This window comes from Streptomyces sp. NPDC087906 (genome assembly GCF_055584925.1).
The window spans coordinates 365,777-381,257 of sequence record NZ_JBVJLC010000001.1 but is presented as its reverse complement, the minus strand read 5'-3'; the positions used below and the strand labels follow the sequence as shown (position 1 = coordinate 381,257).

The following is a 15,481-nucleotide window of genomic DNA, read 5'->3' as shown; positions in this document are numbered from 1 at the left end:
CCCGGACCCGGGCAGCAGGAGGACCTCCCACCAGGTAGCTGCCCGGTCCCCCCTCCTACCCCGCCCGCCGGTTTCTCTCCCCCCGAGAGCCGGCGGGCGGCTCTTCCCCTCTGGACCGACCCGGACCGCGAGGGCCCGACTACGAAGGCGCCCTGCCATGCCCGAGCCGATCAACCCGGTGCCCGCCTCCCGGACGGCCATGCACGCCGCCCGGCTGCCGCGCTCACTGACCAGCGATCCGGACCAGCGCGTGGCGGTGTCCATCATCAGCGGGCTTGCCGCGTGGCGGATGCTCGACCAACGGCACCCCCAGATGCGCCGGTGGGCCCTGCCCGCCTTCTGCTCCCTGTTGGCGCTGCCCTCGCTGCTCAACCCGGCCAACCGCGCCCACCTGCCCAGCGAGATCGCCCTCACCCTCGCGTACGCCGTGCCTCTGTTGTGGCGCGAACGGCACCCCGGCCTTGTGTTCGCCCTGACGACCATCGCCTCGGTACTGGCCTTGCCCCTCCACGTACTCAACGGTGCCGACGCCGCCCGCATCGTCGCGCTGTACAACGTCAGCCGCTACGGCACGCCGCGCCAGCTAGCTGCCGCCTGCACCGTCACGGCGGCACAACTCATCATGTGGGCCTCGGCGTTCTGGGGCAGTGACCATCTCCAGCACGCCAAAAGACCCGAGATGATCACCCTGCTCGCCATGCTGGCCGTCACCGCCTGCGCGGGCCTTGCCCTGACCGGGCGGCTGGCGAAGGCATACATCGTGGCCCTGGAGATTGAGCGAGACCAGCAGGCGCGACTGGCGGCGGCGCGGGAACGCACCCGGGTGTCGCGCGAGATGCACGACATCCTCGGCCACACCCTCGCCGTGATCGTCGGCCTGGCCGACGGTGCCGCGGCCCTGGCCAAGATCCGGTCCGAACGCTCGGCCGACACCTTGCACGTCATCGCCGACAGCGGGCGCGAAGCCCTCGCGGAGCTGCGCCGCCTCCTCATCGTCATCGACGACCGTGCTCTGAAAACGGACGCGCCGCTGGCGCCACAGCCGACTCTGGAAGATCTCACCGCGCTACTGACCCGGGTACGGGCCGCCGGCCCCGCCGCCACGCTGCGCACCGACGGCGACCTGACCGCGCTCAGCAAAGGAGTGCAGCTCACGGCCTACCGCATCGTCCAGGAAGCGCTCACCAACACCCTCAAACACGCGGCATCCGACACCCGCGTACAAGTGAACGTGACCACCGACGGCAGCACGGTGCACGTGAGCGTCGAGGATTGCGGACCGCCACGCCGCGCGGACACCGAACACCCCGGCGGCCAGGGTCTGATCGGCATGCGCCAGCGCGCCGCCCTCTACCAGGGCCGGATCAGTGCCGGACCCACCCCCTCGGGCGGCTGGCGCGTACACACAGCTCTCAGCACCCCCACCGTCGCCATGGAGAAGCACCTCACATGACCACCGTCCTCGTCGTCGACGACCAGACCCTGCAGCGGCTCGGCTTTCGCATGCTGCTCGAAGCCCAGCCCGACATGACCGTCGTCGGCGAAGCCGCCCACGGACACGACGCCGTCCGCATGACCGCCGAACTGCGCCCCGACGTCGTGCTCATGGACATCCGCATGCCCGGCCTCAACGGCATCGAGGCCACCCGCCGCATCTCCACATCGGGCGGCCGCTCCCGCGTCCTGGTCCTGACCACCTTCGACCTCGACGAGTACGCGTACGAAGAGCAGTTCGGCGTCAGCAGACCAGCCGTGCGACAGGGCATCACAGAACTACGCTCCGGAGGGCTGGTCGAAGTCATGATGGGACGCCGCATGTTCATCCGTTCACCCCACTCACGCCCCGGCTACACACGCCCTCGCGGAGTCCGCCGCGACAGCAATGGCCGCTACGTCGAGGCAGACGGCCTGCGCTGGACCCACTCCGAGGAAGCCACGGTGACGCGCACGGACGCCCCATGGCACTCGCGGATCTGCTGGACATCCCGCCGGCGAACCGGCGTATACATACGACGGGCTGCAACCGGCCGACAGGAATCGACTCCGTCAACAAGCCGGGCGGGGACCATCATTTCTTCTGCGGAGGGAACTGATGGCAAGCCGGTCCGGATCGTTCGGGAAAGGAATCACATGGAAGCGGCCTCCACCGCGGCGACGCCGGCCTGGCAACACACCCTCGAAGCGTGTGGACTGCTGGTCGTCGGGAGAGAAGCCCCCTGTCCTGTGCCTGCTGTCCTGACCGCCATCCGCGCTGTGACAGGGGTAGAGGTCAAACCGGCCGTGACGGTCCCGGAGTCGCGGCCTGACGCGGCGGCGGAGTTGGATCGTCAGTGGCTGGCCGAGACCGTCACGTTTCCTCTGGTGTCGGGCACAGGGGAATTCCTCATCGTGCCGCCAGGACGGGGCGGCAGTTCTGCGGGATGGGTCCTCGTCAGGGATTCCGTCGAAACAGGACTGCCGTCCCGCGTGGCAGACGCGACTGGCTCGCCGGAGTTAGTCGCACTGTCGGCGGACGGACGCCATCTGTGCGCGGTCACGTCCGAGGAGGACGAATACGACGAACCCCCAGGTCAACGGCCCGGGGGTTGTTTGTTGTCTGGACCGGCGGAGTTTGCCAGGGCATTCGTCGAATTCGGTGACGAGTCGCGCATCCACGGGCTCAACCTCGGTGGCCGGTGTGGGGGCTCTTCACAGGTGGGCGTCCAGGAACTCGGCTAGTGCGGGCCTGGGCATCGGGCCGGTCGCGGCTGCCAGTGCCTCGCCTCGGTTGATCAGTACGAAGGAGGGCGCGCCGGTGACGCCGTACCGTCGTACGGGGGTTGGGCACCTTGCGATGTCGGCTCTTACGACGATCAGTCGGCCCTGGTAGGCGTCGGCGATCTCCCGTACCAGGGGGTCCATTTCCTTGCAGGCGGCTGCGGCCTTGGGCCACACGCCGTGGAAGTACGCGAGCACCGGCACGTCCGCCCTCGCCAGGATGAACTCGAACTCGGCGTCTTCCTGGGGGCGTTGGACCCTGTTCGCCATCGGCATCTCGCGCACCGACCCTCAGTGGGCCTTGCGTGCTCGGGCGGCCTTGCGGGCCTCTGCCATCGTGCGCGCCTCCGCGGCCTTGCGGGATTCCTTCGGCGGGCGGCCCGCGCGGGTGCCCATGCCCCGGAAGGGCGCGTTGCCGGTCTTCGCACTGTCCTGCACCGGCGGGCGCTTCGCGCCTGTGATGGTGGTCAGCCTCTCCTCGCCGGAGTGGACCTGAGCGACCGTGGGCCGGATGCCGGCGTCCGACATCATCCGGTTCACGTCCTGGCGCTGGCCCGGCGTGACCAGCGTGACCACGCTGCCGGACTCCCCGGCACGGGCGGTGCGGCCGCCGCGGTGGAGGTAGTCCTTGGGGTCGGAGGGCGGATCCACGTTGACGACGAGGTCCAGGTGCTCGATGTGGATGCCGCGGGCAGCGACGTTGGTGGCCACCAGCACCGTGATCTCGCCGTCCTTGAACTGGGCCAGCGTGTGCGTGCGCTGCGGCTGCGACTTCCCGCTGTGCAGAGCACCCGCCCGTATGCCGCTGCTCCGCAGGTGGCGGGTGAACTGGTCCACACCGTGCTTGGTGTCCAGGAACATCAGCACCCGCCCGTCGCGGGCCGCGATCTCGGTGGCTGTCACGTACTTGTCGGCGGGATGGACGTTCAGTACGTGGTGCTCCATCGCCGCTACCGAGCCCTCCGCCCGGTCGACCGTGGCGAACACCGGCTCACTCAGATATTGCCTGACCAGTTGATCGACGTTGCGGTCGAGCGTCGCGGAGAACAGCATCCGCTGCCCGCCGGGGGGCGTCAGGTCCAGGGCGTCCGAGACCTGCGGCAGGAAACCCATGTCGCACATCTGGTCCGCCTCGTCCAGCACCGCGATCCGCACCCGGTCCAGGTGGCAGTCGCGCCGGGCGACGAGATCGGCCAGCCGTCCCGGCGTCGCCACCACGACCTCGGCACCCGCCCGGAGCGCCGCCACCTGCCGGTTGATCGCGAGCCCGCCGACCACCGTCACCGAGCGTAGCCCGAGCGCATCGGCGTACGGCGCCAGCGCCTCGCTCACCTGCTGCGCGAGTTCCCTTGTCGGCACCAGGACCAGCGCGAGAGGGCGCTTCGGTTCGGCGCGGCGGCCCGCCGTACGTGCGAGGAGCGCGAGCCCGAAGGCGAGGGTCTTTCCCGAGCCGGTCCGCGCGCGGCCGAGGATGTCCCGGCCTGCCAGCGCGCTCGGCAGGGTGGCCGCCTGGATCGGGAACGGCTCCCGTACCCCGAGCCGCGCCAGCACGTCCATCAGCTCGGCGGGCATGTCCAGCTCCGCGAAGGAGCTGGCCGGCGGGAGACCGGGCGCCACTGTCTCCGGCATCGAGAGCTCGCCCCGCAGGGGCTGCCCCTGGTCGGACCTGCCGGATCCTGGGCGGCCGGGTCCGGAGCGGCCTGGTCCGGAGCGGCCGGAGGCCGGCTGCTTCGCCTTCATGGGGGTTCCTCGTTTCGACGCCCTGAACGGACCGGGCCCGTACCTTGTCCGGCACGGGCCCAGGCTCTCTGCAAGCGTGCCCTTATCTTACCAGCGCGGGCCTCGCGCCAGCCGTCCTGCGGTTCTGGGGGTCTGGGGTCTGGGGTCTGGGGTCCTGCTGGGCAACTTAGAGCGTGACGGGTTACGGGTGAGAGAGTGATGGGTCCCTGCTGACGTCCCTCGACGTCGCCGCCCCCTCATTCCGGGAGAACCCATGACCGTGAGCAAGAACATCAACAACCCCGTGGGCATGGGTGGCGGCCAGCGCAAGCGGCTGTCCCGCGCCGAACGGCAGAACAACGGTCCGCACCGCAACCTCGACCGCAAGGGCGCCGCCGACCAGAAGGCGGAGCTGGTGCGCAAGATGCGTGAGAAGACCGGCGTGGCCGACAGCTCAGTCGACGGTGCAGTCGACGGGGTAGTCGGCGGCGCCGGGCAGACGGGCAACGGCACCGAAGAGAGCTGACGCGCCAGGTTCCTCATCGGTCGCCGTGCTTGCAACCGCCCGGCGGTCGCTGCGCGTCTTTCGGTCGAAGCTGGCCGGGACCGTCGTTGAATCCCCGGGACTGGTGGCCAGTCCCCCGGGGCTTGTCCTACGGTGCTAGGTCCGGGCGCACGGCGAGGCAGCACGGGGGTGTGGGAGTTGGGTACCGGGTCGGCACTGGTCGAGCGAATAGCTGAGCGGCGGGCGGGGGTTGGGGATCCGCGGGCGTTGGTGGGCGAGCTGCGGCGGTCCTTGGTGCTCGTACCGATGGACGGGGGCGGGTTGTGGACAGCCACGTTCGGCGGGGTGCGCTGGATCTGCGGTTTCACGGATGAGGACGCGTTGGCGCGGTTCGCGCGGGCGCGGGATTCCGGGAACGGGCAGATGACCGGCCGGGAGTGGGAGTTCGCCGAGTTGCGCGGGGCGCGGCTGCTGGACGAGATCGTGCCGGCGATGGGCGTGCCGGCCGGGGTGGCTCTCAACATCGCCGACCCGGACGGGTCGATGATGTTTCCGCCGGTGGTGGGCATCGTGCCGGACGCGGTCGCCGTGGACGCGGGTGAGCGGAGCGCGGTCGCCGTGGACGTGGACGCGGGTGAACGGGGCGCGGTCCCCGCCGACGCTGACCAGCACGGCGTAAGCGAGCAGGGCGGCAGGCGGGACGTAAGCGGTCGCGACAGGGGGCGGGGCTGATGGGTGCCGGCGGGCTTGAGGATCTGAAGTTCGACAAGGAGAGCGTCCAGCTCGTCACCGACGGCCTGCGCGCCGCCGTCGACGAGCTGCGCGACGTGGGTACAGGTACGGGCGCCGTGATGGGCAAGGGCTTCTCCGGGCTGGCGATGACCGGGATGGAGGCGGGCCACCACGGCCTGTCGGTCGGCTTCGAGGACTTCTGCGAGCGCTGGGAGTGGGGCGTACGGGCCCTGATCCAGAACGCCAACACCCTCGCCTCGACCCTCGGGCTCTCCGCGGGGCTGGTCTGGGAGGAAGACCAGTACCTCCAGGGCACGTTCAAGGTCGCCGTGAACGCCGCCGTCGGAAATCCGCACGCCTCCGAGGACGACGTGATCAAGCAGAACTGGGGCGATGTGTTCACGCCCGACTACCTGAGCCCCGACTACAGCGCCGAGTCGTTCGAGAAGGCGAAGGACGACATGGGGCAGACCTGGAAGGACACCGGGCGTGCGCTGGTGACCGAGGGTTCCGGGGGTCGGCAGTCGGAGATCCTGAACCAAGCTCTCGGCATCGACCAGGACGACTTCGACCAGTCGGTCGATGACACGTTCGGCCCCTCGCCCGAGGAGCGGGCCCGGCAGCAGTCGCAGGGCAACGGGTAATCGCACAGAGGCAGTCGGACCACGGGGGAAGTTGAGTCATGGGTATCGGGGACTTCGTCAGCGACCTCACCCCCGACGTCGTCGAGGACGCCGTCGAGGACGGGGTGGAGTGGGCCGGCAACCGCGTCGAGGACGCCGGGAACTGGACCGCCGACCGGCTCGATGACGTCGGCTGGGAGTCCGGCGCCGACTGGGTGCGGGAGAAGTCCCGCTCGGTGGCGAACCGGATGGGCGCCGAGGTCGACGAGATGGACCTCGGGCAGACCGACGACAAGACCAAACTCATCTACGGCAGTCCGTCGAAGATCCGCGAGACCGCCTCCCATCTGCGCGATTTCCAGGCCGCGTTCGACAAGGTAGGCGGCGGCCTGAAGGGCCTCGACTCGTCCGCCGTCAAGGGCGAGGCGGCGGACGCGTTCCGGGAGACCGTGGCGATCGAGCCGCCGAAGTGGTTCAAGGGTGCCGACGCCTTCGCGAAGGCCGGCGGCGCCCTGGAGTCCTTCGCCGAAACCGTCACCTGGGCCCAGGATCAGGCGCAGACGGCGATCGACAAGTGGAAGGCGGGCACGAAGGCGTCCGAAAACGCGGCCGACGCGCACAAGGCGAAGGTCGACACGTACAACAAGGCCGTCAACCAGTACAACGCCAAACCCGCCGACAAGCGCGACCCCTCCGAACTCCCGCCGCGTCCGGGAGCGTTCACCGATCCCGGCACCGGGCAGATGCAGGAAGCGCAGGAGATCCTGGCCGAGGCCAGGCGCCAGCGCAATTCGGCCGCCGAGACCGCCCTCACCGCCGTGCAGGCCGCCCGCGACACCGCGCCGCCGAAACCCAAGTGGGCCGAACAGGCCGTCCAGGGCGTGGGAGAACTCGACCTCATGCGGGACCACTTCAGCGGCGGCATCATCAAGGGCACCGCAGGGCTGCTCACGTTCGCCCGCAGCCTCAACCCGACCGACCCGTACAACATCACCCACCCCGCCGAGTACGCGACGTCGCTCAACAGCACCGCGGCCGGACTGCTCCAGGTCGCCAACGACCCCTGGGGCGCGGGCAAGCAGATGGTCACCGAATTCGCGAAGGACCCCTCCGAAGGACTCGGCCGGCTCGTCCCCGACCTGGTCCTCACGGCCGCCACCGGCGGAGCCGGGGCCGGGGTCAAGGGAGTTCGGGCGGCGAAGGAGGCCGCCGACCTGGCCGCGGACGCCAACCGCGCCCGCAAACTGATCGACGACGCCCCCGAAGGCACCCACACCCGCCCCGACGCCGAACGCCCCACCGACGGCACCGACCCCGTCGACCTCGCGTCAGGGCGGATGTTCCTCCCTCAGACCGACGTGGTGCTGCCCGGCGTCCTTCCGCTGGTCTTCACGCGCCGCGTCGAATCCGGTTACCGGGCAGGGCGTTTCTTCGGTCCGTCCTGGTCCTCCACCGTCGACGAACGCCTGGAGATCGACGCCGCAGGAGTCGTCCATGTCTCCGCCGACGGACTCCTGATCACGTACCCCCACCCCGTCCCCGGCGTCCCCACACTTCCCGAGACCGGAACTACCCGCAGTCTGCTGGCCCGTGACGAAATCGGCGACTACACGCTCACCCACCCCGACACCGGGCTCGTACGGCATTTCGCCGCACCCGCCGGCGCCGAACCCGGTGACGACGGCGACGCCTGGCTCGTCCAGACAAGCGACCGCAACGGCAACACCATCACCGTCGACCGCGCCGACGGCGGCGTGCCCCTGGCGATGGTCCACTCAGCCGGGTACCACCTGCAACTGGCAACGGCCGACAGCCGAATCACCACGCTCGGGCTGGCCGCCACGGACGACGAACCCACCCAACCCGTCATGTCCTACGGCTACACGGACGGCGATCTGACCACCGTCACCAAGCCCTCCGGTGCCACCCTCACCTTCGCGTACGACGACCGCCACCGCGTCACCGCCTGGATCGACTCCAACCAGCGCCGCTACGACTACGTCTACGACGACCAGGACCGGGTCGTCAACGAGGGTGGCGAAGGCGGGCACGTCCAGCTCACACTCGCCTACAGCACCCCTGACCAGACCACCGGCCACCGCGTCACCACACTCACCACCGCCGACGGGCGCAAGACCCGCCATCTCATCGACACGGCCGGACGCGTCCTGGCCACCACCGATCCCCTGGGGCACACCACCCGCTTCACCTACGACACCCGCGGCAACCTCCTGACCCGCACCGACCCGCTCGGTCGCACCACCGCCTTCACCTACGACGAGGCCGGCAGGCTCTCCACACTCACCCGCGCCGACGGAAGCCAAGTACGCGCCGTGCACGACCCGTCGGGTCACACGACCGAGATCACCGCGCCGGGCGGTGCCCGGTGGCAGCAGGAGTTCGACGGGCGCGGCAACCGGACCGCGCTCACCGACCCAGCAGGACAGACCACTTGCTACAGCTACGACGCGTACGGCCGTCCAACCGCTGTCACCGACGCACTCGGCGCGGTGACGACCGTACGCTGCGACAGCGCCGGCCTGCCCGTGACGGTGAGCGACCCGCTCGGCGCAACGACCCGCTACGAGCGCGACGCCTTCGGCCGTCCCGTACGCGTCACCGACGCCGTGGGAGCGACCACCTGCTTCGAGTGGACCGCCGACGGCCAACTCGGCCGCCGTACCGGCCCCGACGGGGCCACCGAATCGTGGACGTACGACGGCGAGGGCAACTGCCTCGCCCACACCGACTCCCTCGACCGCACCACCCGCTACGAGTACACCCACTTCGACCTCCTCGCAGCGCGCACCGGCCCGGACGGTGCCCGCTACGAGTTCGGCCACGACGCGGAGCTGCGCCTCACCCAGGTGACCAACCCGCAAGGTCTGACGTGGAGTTACGGCTACGACGCGGCCGGCCGGGTCGTCACCGAGACGGACTTCGACGACCGCACCCTGCGCTACCAGCTAGATTCCCTCGGCCGAGTGACAAGCCGTACCACGCCGTTGGGCGAGGCCATCCGCTACGAGCGCGATGTCTCCGGCCGGGTGATCCACAAGGATGCGGCCGGCCGGACCACCACCTACGCGTACGACAACGCGGGCCGGCTTGTCCGCGCCGCAGGGCCCGACAGCGAACTGGTCTACCAGTACGACCGCCGCGGCCAGGTCAAGACCGAACTGGTCGACGGCCGCGCCACCACCTACACGTACGACGGCCTGGGCCGGCGCACCCGCCGGGTGACCCCCACCGGACTGGTCACCACGTACACGTACGACGTGGCCGGGCGTCTCGTACAGCAGAGCAGCGGCGGCCATGATGTGCGCTTCGATCGCGACGCGACAGGACGCGAACTGACGCGCCAGGTCGGGGAGATACTCACCTTCACGACCGCCTGGGACGCTGCCGGGCGCATGACCGGCCAGGAGATCTCCTCCGCCGGCCGCCGCCTCAACCGTCGCTCCTACGCCTATCGCGCCGACGGCAATCTGACCGGTGTCGACGACGAACTCTCCGGTTCCCGCCGCTTCGACCTCGACGTGGCTGACCGCGTGACCGGGGTCCAGGCGGACGGCTGGAGCGAGTCGTACGCGTACGACGAAGCCGGCAACCAGACCGCGGCCGCTTGGCCCGCGTCCATGCCCGGCCAGGAGACGACCGGTCAGCGCAGCTACACCGGCACCCGCATCACCCGCGCCGGGAACGTCCGTTACGAACACGACGCCGCCGGCCGCACCGTCCTGCGCCAGAAGACCCGGCTGTCACGCACCCCTGACACCTGGCGCTACGCATGGGACGCCGAGGACCGCCTCATCGGCGTCACCACCCCCGACGGCACCCGCTGGCGCTACCGCTACGACCCCCTCGGCCGCCGCACCGCGAAGCAACGCCTCGCGCCCGACGGCACGACGGTGGTCGAGCAGACGACCTTCACCTGGGACGGCACCACCGTCTGCGAAGAGACCAGCACCTCACCGGAGTTCGCCAACCAGATCGTCCTCACGTGGGACCACTCCGGCCCGCGTCCCCTGAACCAGACCGAACGCGTCATCGCGGCCGATGCCTCCCAGGAGGAGATCGACCGGCGCTTCTTCGCCATCGCCACCGACCTCGTCGGCACGCCCACCGAACTCGTCGACGAATCCGGGGACATCGCCTGGCGCACCCGCACCACCCTGTGGGGCACGACGACTTGGTCCCGCGCCTCCACCGCGTACACCCCGCTGCGCTTTCCCGGCCAGTACTTCGATCCGGAAACCGGCCTCCACTACAACTACTTCCGCCACTACGACCCGGAAACCGCCCGCTACCTCACCCCGGACCCCCTCGGCCTCACCCCCGCACCCAACCCTGTCAGCTACGTCTCCAACCCCCTGATGTGGCTCGACCCGCATGGCCTAGCACCCTGCTCTCCTGAGCAGGACCGCCGGCCTCAGCCCAAGCACGGCCCAGGAGAGGGAAACGACTGGGCCAAGAGCGTCACTCAACAGGGCAGGACAGACAATTCCAGGGTGATTTCAGGACACGGGTACTACGAATTTGGAGCCGGAGATATGCACGTACCGCCGGGGACGTGGCTCAAGTTCTACGTGGAGGACGGAGAACGACTCGGGGATGCATTCGCTCACGATATCGAAACCGGAGCGAATCATCCCGCCGTGGAGACGTTCGGTCCAGGAAAGAAACTCCCTGACTACACTGTCGACACCCCCAAGAATCTCGCGATCAGCAGCAAATCCATTACGGTCAACACGCCTACGAGGCTCAGCGAGATCATTACCGATAAAATGGGGGCGGTACATGTCCTGATCTGCCGCGAACACGTGAAACCCTGGTGAGGCAATGACCTACTATCCGGATCTCAGTCCGTACACTTACGACTCGTCCGACGAAAAAATGTTGAATATTGGCTGGCTTTCCCGGGAGCATCCTTTCAACACCGGTACCGCACCTCCCGGCCTGGTGGATTCCCTTGCCGAGATGGCGCGCGAATCGGTGAACGTGCAGCGAGGCATGCATTTCTGTGAGCTCTGTCCGGACTTTCAGACCGCCAGGGAAAACACTTCACGTGGCAACGTCTTCATCGGAAGCGGTGAGATTCGCATCACCGACCACGGCGGTATCACCTACGTGTCTCCGGCCATGGTCGTCCACTACGTCGAGCAGCACAACTACCTTCCGCCTGCCGACTATTGCAGAGCAGTTCTCGCGTCCGAGTAGCCCCTGCCGACACTTGAGGGCTGCCGGGCCGCCCTGAGGCCCGACACGACCGGGCCTCAGGGCCCAGTTCACACTGGGCTCGCCGACCTCTTAGGTCCGCACTCCACCACGCTCAGTCGCTGATGTTGGTGCGGTGCCAGTAGTAGAAAGATGCCCGGTGAGGGCCGTAGTCCGCGACGGTCCGGCCCTCTAGAGCCTTCGCCCGGTGACGGCGCGTCAGCGAAGTGGGCCGCCCCTGCGACCCCCGGCTGGAGCAGCGCGGCACCCTGCTTGTTGGCAGACAGGGGTGCGTTCGCCCATTCGCCCCTTGAGACACGGGGGTCGGGCCCCCCGTAGCCCAAGACGAACAGGTTCCCTCTGTTGAGGGACTGGACTGTCTGACGACCGCCGGCGCGGTCGAGAGCACTACTGCGCCATCCCCACAAGCCTTCGCTGCCCCCGAAGCCTGACGGTAATTATCGATAGGACTTCAATCTGCAGGCTGGTGTGAGACCGCCCGTCCGTTTTGGTTAGGCTGCGCCTCAGGGCGCGGCCCAGGAACGGCTTCCGCACGGCTGTTTGCCGTGCCACTCTGCTGCCGGAGAAGGTGGGAACTCGCGAGGTACTCAGCGGCAACACCGGTATGGGCGCCGAGATTTGTCATGGGCAGGTGTCCACAGCTTCCGCGGGAAACCGCCGGTACGTCAGTCGGGTAGCGCAATCCCTGCAACCGCCCCCGTCCGACAGCGCCCTTCCGGGACCCCGCAGCGCCCGCGAACACGGCCCTGTCTACGGGCCGGAGGCGGGCCGCTCATCGCCTTGCAGCCGTCTCGGCCAGGCACGCCACCGTAGACCGCATGTCGAATTCCCGTGCCTCGTGGCCGAGTTCAAGAGCGGGCGAAGATAGCTCCGCTGTCTGCTGAACTGGCATACGGGTGCACCACGAAGCGGTCATCGAGTGGTGTCGCCTTCGCCGTTGCGCAGCTATCGGGAGAAGGTCCGTCCCACTCGACGGGGAGGCCGGTGGCTGCCCCTCAGCGGCTTCTCAGAGTCGTACGCATCGCTTCAACCAACGTGCCCCGCGTCTCACGGGCGGCACGCCACGCCTTCCGGTACTCCTCCGAGTACGGGTCGTACCCAGCGACCACCGCGTCATAGAAATCGAGCATCGCGAGAGTCGCTTGGTCGGCCTTGGCGAGAATGAACACCGGTGCCACCAGCTCCAATTGGTGCTGGGCACTGTAGACACCGTACTCGCCGATCTCGATGTGTCCCCTACCCACGTGGCCCGAAGAAGGCTCGATCCGCGAGAAAGCGTCGCGCGCCCGAGCGAGGGCTGCGAGATACTCCATGAAGCAAGTGCGAAGCTCGTCGCGATCCCTCTCCGACCTCTCACCGCGCCACCGAATGCGGTCCGCGACAAGTGTGCTGCCCACGCCCAACACGGCGCCCACAGCAGCCGCCACGATCGCTGTCCACTGCATAACCGCCCCCATGTCGCCAGGACTGATCCTCCGCAGCTAGCCTCGCTGTCGTACCGCGGGAGGACACTCCCGGCAACCGCGTACTGCGAGTTGACTCAAGCCCGCCATCTTGCGGTCTCGCATTCCTGAGGCCGGAGCGCGCGTTCCGTTCTCGTCATTCGCTCCACGACGAATACTCAGCTCATCGACTTGAGTGGTCTTGGCTGTCTAGGGTATCTGTGGTGACGAGTTCGGAGCAGGAGAGTGTGACTGTCCGGAAGGCCGTGCTTGGCGACGGCGGTGCTTTCGCGTCCTCCTGGCTGCGCGACAAGTCGGTGGCCCCTGTGCCTGCCGGTTCCCAGATGGATGCGGCACTGAGCCGCCGGATCGAAGCCGGCTGCCGCGCAACCGGGTCAGCGCACATGCTCGTTGCGGACCTCTCCGGAGAGGTCGGTGCCCGCACCGTTCCGACGTCCCCGTTTCCCTCTGTCACGAGTCATGGGGCGATCCGGCCGCCTTCTCTGCTCGTTACGCCGGATCTGCGAGGAGCTGTTCTCTTCCCGGAAGCCGGTTACGCCCTCATCGCGGGTACCCCCGACTTCATGACGGCGGCCGTCGCCGAAGGCATCGACACGGCTCGTTCACGCTTCGGCCGTTACGCGCGCACCCTTTCCCGTCGGCACCCTGGGCTGTCCGGCGTGGCAGGCGCTTACCGCCCGGTGCACACGGCATGGTCCCACGTGGCGGACATTGATCCGGCGAGCGCGACGGCGCGCCAGTTGGCTCTCTTGGATGAGCTAAGGGATGGAACCCGCAGCGCACCCGACTTCGCACGTGAATGGTGGGAAGCCCGGCGCACTTCACAGGCGAACGGAGAACGGGTACGAGGATCGGTCGCCGATCTCCTGGACCGGGTGTTCATGATTCTTGAGAACTACTCGATCGACCCCGAACTGAGTGAACCCGGCGATCTTTCAGACGCTGAACTCCGCGACTTCGTCAGCGAGGTGTGGGACGCGTTTCGCCACGACAACGGCTCCTTCGGTAGCTGAGGATGGGGCACACCGCGGATTTCGGGGCCGACACCCTCCCCGTCGACGACGTTCCGGACTGGTTCAGGGCCGTAAGTTCCCCAGTCGGCGCACCGGCCACTGAGCTCGCGAGGAAAGGCCGCCGCGACGCCTACGTAGACCACATGAGCGGCAGGCCGTGGGAGCTACAGGACTGGCTCTACCGCTTCGACCCCGACGACGACTCCAGAGGCTGGGAGTGGTGGGACGACACACGGGCCGGCCCCTCCCGCGTTCATGTCTGGGTCGACAGTTGGGGAGAATCCTTCTTCGGCCGCCAGGACTTGCTCTGGGCCGCCTACACGGCCGGTGCCCTGCGTATCGAAGGACCCACCGTCGAACGCTCAGCCGCGTGGGCCGCGGAGTCCGCAGGCGGCACCTTCGCCGCGCGCTGACGGGGTATCCGGGCCGAGTTCGGGGGCGCTGCTGGGGAATGTGCGGTGGCTGCCCTCTTTCGCATGACGTGTCGAGCCATGACACTGGCGCGGTCGCGCTTCACCGACGTGTGTTCTGTCATGGACCTGATAAACCTGCTTGTGAGAGGACAAAGATGAACCCATCCCGCTCTTTCGACCGCCGAACCGTTATCCGGGGTTCGCTGGCAGCCGGCGTTGGTGCCGTGCTCGTTCCGACGGTCCTGTCGGGCGTCGCCCAGGCGTACACCTGGTCGCGCACGCTCAGCCAGGGGGCCACCGGCGCGGACGTGACCGAGCTGCAGATCCGGGTCGCGGGCTGGGCCGCGGACAGCCCGAGCCACAGCAGGGTCAGCGTCGACGGGAACTTCGGCGCCGGCACCGCCGCGGCCGTACGCCGGTTCCAGGCGGCGTACGGTCTCGGCGCCGACGGCGTCGCAGGACCCGCGACGCATGCGCAGCTCAACGCCCTTGAGCAGGCGGACGGTTCGACCGCGCACTTCAACTTCAGCGAGTTCACCGACCGGGTCAGCGGCACCTTCGCGGGCGGCAAGCTGAGCACCGCCGCCACCAAGGAGAACGCCCGGCGCGCGATGTACAAGCTCGAAGCGCTGCGCAAGAAGCTGGGCAACGTACCCGTCACGGTCAACTCCGGCTTCCGCAGCATCGCGCACAACTCCCAGGTCGGCGGCGCCAGCGACAGCATGCACCTCTACGGCACCGCAGCGGACCTGGGCGTCCCCGGCGTGGCCAACCGGACCGTCTACCAGAAGGCCGAGACCTGCGGTTTCTCCGGTCTCGAGACGTACACCGTCGACCACCAGCACGTCGACAGCCGAGCCGACCTCGGCCGGGCCTGGTGGTGGCAGGACGGCACGATCTGACGCTCCCGAGCCCTCCTCTGCCCGGCCACCACTCCCCGGCCGGGGAGTGGTGGGTCCGGCGGGCGTTGTCGTACCCCCGGTGTAGCGTCCTGGCCGGTGTCGGACTTCATGCTCAC

General features: G+C 68.6%; 12 protein-coding genes and 1 pseudogene. 10 read left to right on the top strand and 3 right to left on the bottom strand.

The window, feature by feature from the left end:
• Window positions 1-157 precede the first annotated feature (157 nt).
• Window positions 158-1,453 carry a sensor histidine kinase gene (locus ACZ63I_RS01615; RefSeq protein WP_469334305.1) on the top strand — a complete coding sequence of 432 codons (1,296 nt, stop codon included), beginning with the start codon at window positions 158-160 and terminating at the stop codon, window positions 1,451-1,453.
• Window positions 1,450-1,723, top strand: a pseudogene (locus ACZ63I_RS01610) (response regulator); the annotation flags it as partial. The gene ACZ63I_RS01615 and the pseudogene ACZ63I_RS01610, both read left to right, overlap by 4 nt.
• Before the next feature lie 965 nt (window positions 1,724-2,688).
• Here the strand turns inward: ACZ63I_RS01610 and ACZ63I_RS01605 are convergent.
• Together ACZ63I_RS01605 and ACZ63I_RS01600 are read right to left on the bottom strand one after the other, a co-directional pair.
• Window positions 2,689-3,027 (bottom strand): thioredoxin family protein, encoded by a 339-nt coding sequence (locus tag ACZ63I_RS01605; protein WP_469334303.1) that lies wholly within the window; start codon window positions 3,025-3,027, stop codon window positions 2,689-2,691.
• 21 nt (window positions 3,028-3,048) lie between these two features.
• Entirely contained in the window at window positions 3,049-4,497 is a 1,449-nt protein-coding gene (locus tag ACZ63I_RS01600) for a DEAD/DEAH box helicase (RefSeq protein ID WP_469334301.1), read from the bottom strand.
• A 253-nt stretch (window positions 4,498-4,750) separates the two neighbouring features.
• On the opposite strand from ACZ63I_RS01600, the gene ACZ63I_RS01595 reads away from it, so the two are divergent.
• The 5 genes from ACZ63I_RS01595 (at window position 4,751) to ACZ63I_RS01575 (ending at window position 11,556) form a co-directional block, all read left to right on the top strand.
• Entirely contained in the window at window positions 4,751-5,002 is a 252-nt protein-coding gene (locus ACZ63I_RS01595) for a DUF6243 family protein (protein WP_469334299.1), read from the top strand.
• Between the two features lie 177 nt (window positions 5,003-5,179).
• Entirely contained in the window at window positions 5,180-5,713 is a 534-nt protein-coding gene (locus ACZ63I_RS01590; protein ID WP_469334297.1) for a hypothetical protein, read from the top strand.
• On the top strand, window positions 5,713-6,357 hold the full coding sequence (locus ACZ63I_RS01585) for a hypothetical protein (RefSeq protein ID WP_469334295.1): 645 nt from the start codon (window positions 5,713-5,715) through the stop codon (window positions 6,355-6,357). The genes ACZ63I_RS01590 and ACZ63I_RS01585 overlap by 1 nt, the downstream gene beginning before the upstream one ends.
• Before the next feature lie 38 nt (window positions 6,358-6,395).
• On the top strand, window positions 6,396-11,174 hold the full coding sequence (locus tag ACZ63I_RS01580; RefSeq protein WP_469334293.1) for a putative T7SS-secreted protein: 4,779 nt from the start codon (window positions 6,396-6,398) through the stop codon (window positions 11,172-11,174).
• Between the two features lie 4 nt (window positions 11,175-11,178).
• A complete protein-coding gene (locus ACZ63I_RS01575) occupies window positions 11,179-11,556 on the top strand; it encodes a DUF7919 family protein (RefSeq protein WP_469334291.1) in 378 nt (125 codons plus the stop codon).
• A 1,013-nt stretch (window positions 11,557-12,569) separates the two neighbouring features.
• On the opposite strand, the gene ACZ63I_RS01570 is transcribed toward ACZ63I_RS01575, so the two are convergent.
• On the bottom strand, window positions 12,570-12,887 hold the full coding sequence (locus tag ACZ63I_RS01570) for a hypothetical protein (RefSeq protein ID WP_469334289.1): 318 nt from the start codon (window positions 12,885-12,887) through the stop codon (window positions 12,570-12,572).
• A 353-nt stretch (window positions 12,888-13,240) separates the two neighbouring features.
• On the opposite strand from ACZ63I_RS01570, the gene ACZ63I_RS01565 reads away from it, so the two are divergent.
• From ACZ63I_RS01565 to ACZ63I_RS01555, 3 genes are all read left to right on the top strand, one after another.
• On the top strand, window positions 13,241-14,050 hold the full coding sequence (locus ACZ63I_RS01565; RefSeq protein WP_469334287.1) for a hypothetical protein: 810 nt from the start codon (window positions 13,241-13,243) through the stop codon (window positions 14,048-14,050).
• A gap of 143 nt (window positions 14,051-14,193) precedes the next feature.
• Window positions 14,194-14,463: a hypothetical protein gene (locus tag ACZ63I_RS01560; RefSeq protein WP_469334285.1), complete on the top strand. Its 270-nt coding sequence runs from the start codon at window positions 14,194-14,196 to the stop codon at window positions 14,461-14,463.
• Window positions 14,464-14,618: 155 nt separating this feature from the next.
• Entirely contained in the window at window positions 14,619-15,365 is a 747-nt protein-coding gene (locus ACZ63I_RS01555) for a D-Ala-D-Ala carboxypeptidase family metallohydrolase (RefSeq protein ID WP_469334284.1), read from the top strand.
• The last annotated feature ends 116 nt before the right edge of the window (window positions 15,366-15,481 follow it).

What these genes read in the sequence shown, in the direction of transcription:
- ACZ63I_RS01605 (WP_469334303.1), bottom strand. Translation starts at nt 3,027, where the DNA reads ATGGCGAACAGGGTCCAACGCCCCCAGGAAGACGCCGAGTTCGAGTTC.
- ACZ63I_RS01615 (WP_469334305.1), top strand. Translation starts at nt 158, where the DNA reads ATGCCCGAGCCGATCAACCCGGTGCCCGCCTCCCGGACGGCCATGCAC.
- ACZ63I_RS01555 (WP_469334284.1), top strand. Translation starts at nt 14,619, where the DNA reads ATGAACCCATCCCGCTCTTTCGACCGCCGAACCGTTATCCGGGGTTCG.
- ACZ63I_RS01575 (WP_469334291.1), top strand. Translation starts at nt 11,179, where the DNA reads ATGACCTACTATCCGGATCTCAGTCCGTACACTTACGACTCGTCCGAC.
- ACZ63I_RS01600 (WP_469334301.1), bottom strand. Translation starts at nt 4,497, where the DNA reads ATGAAGGCGAAGCAGCCGGCCTCCGGCCGCTCCGGACCAGGCCGCTCC.
- ACZ63I_RS01595 (WP_469334299.1), top strand. Translation starts at nt 4,751, where the DNA reads ATGACCGTGAGCAAGAACATCAACAACCCCGTGGGCATGGGTGGCGGC.
- ACZ63I_RS01585 (WP_469334295.1), top strand. Translation starts at nt 5,713, where the DNA reads ATGGGTGCCGGCGGGCTTGAGGATCTGAAGTTCGACAAGGAGAGCGTC.
- ACZ63I_RS01570 (WP_469334289.1), bottom strand. Translation starts at nt 12,887, where the DNA reads ATGGAGTATCTCGCAGCCCTCGCTCGGGCGCGCGACGCTTTCTCGCGG.
- ACZ63I_RS01560 (WP_469334285.1), top strand. Translation starts at nt 14,194, where the DNA reads ATGAGCGGCAGGCCGTGGGAGCTACAGGACTGGCTCTACCGCTTCGAC.
- ACZ63I_RS01580 (WP_469334293.1), top strand. Translation starts at nt 6,396, where the DNA reads ATGGGTATCGGGGACTTCGTCAGCGACCTCACCCCCGACGTCGTCGAG.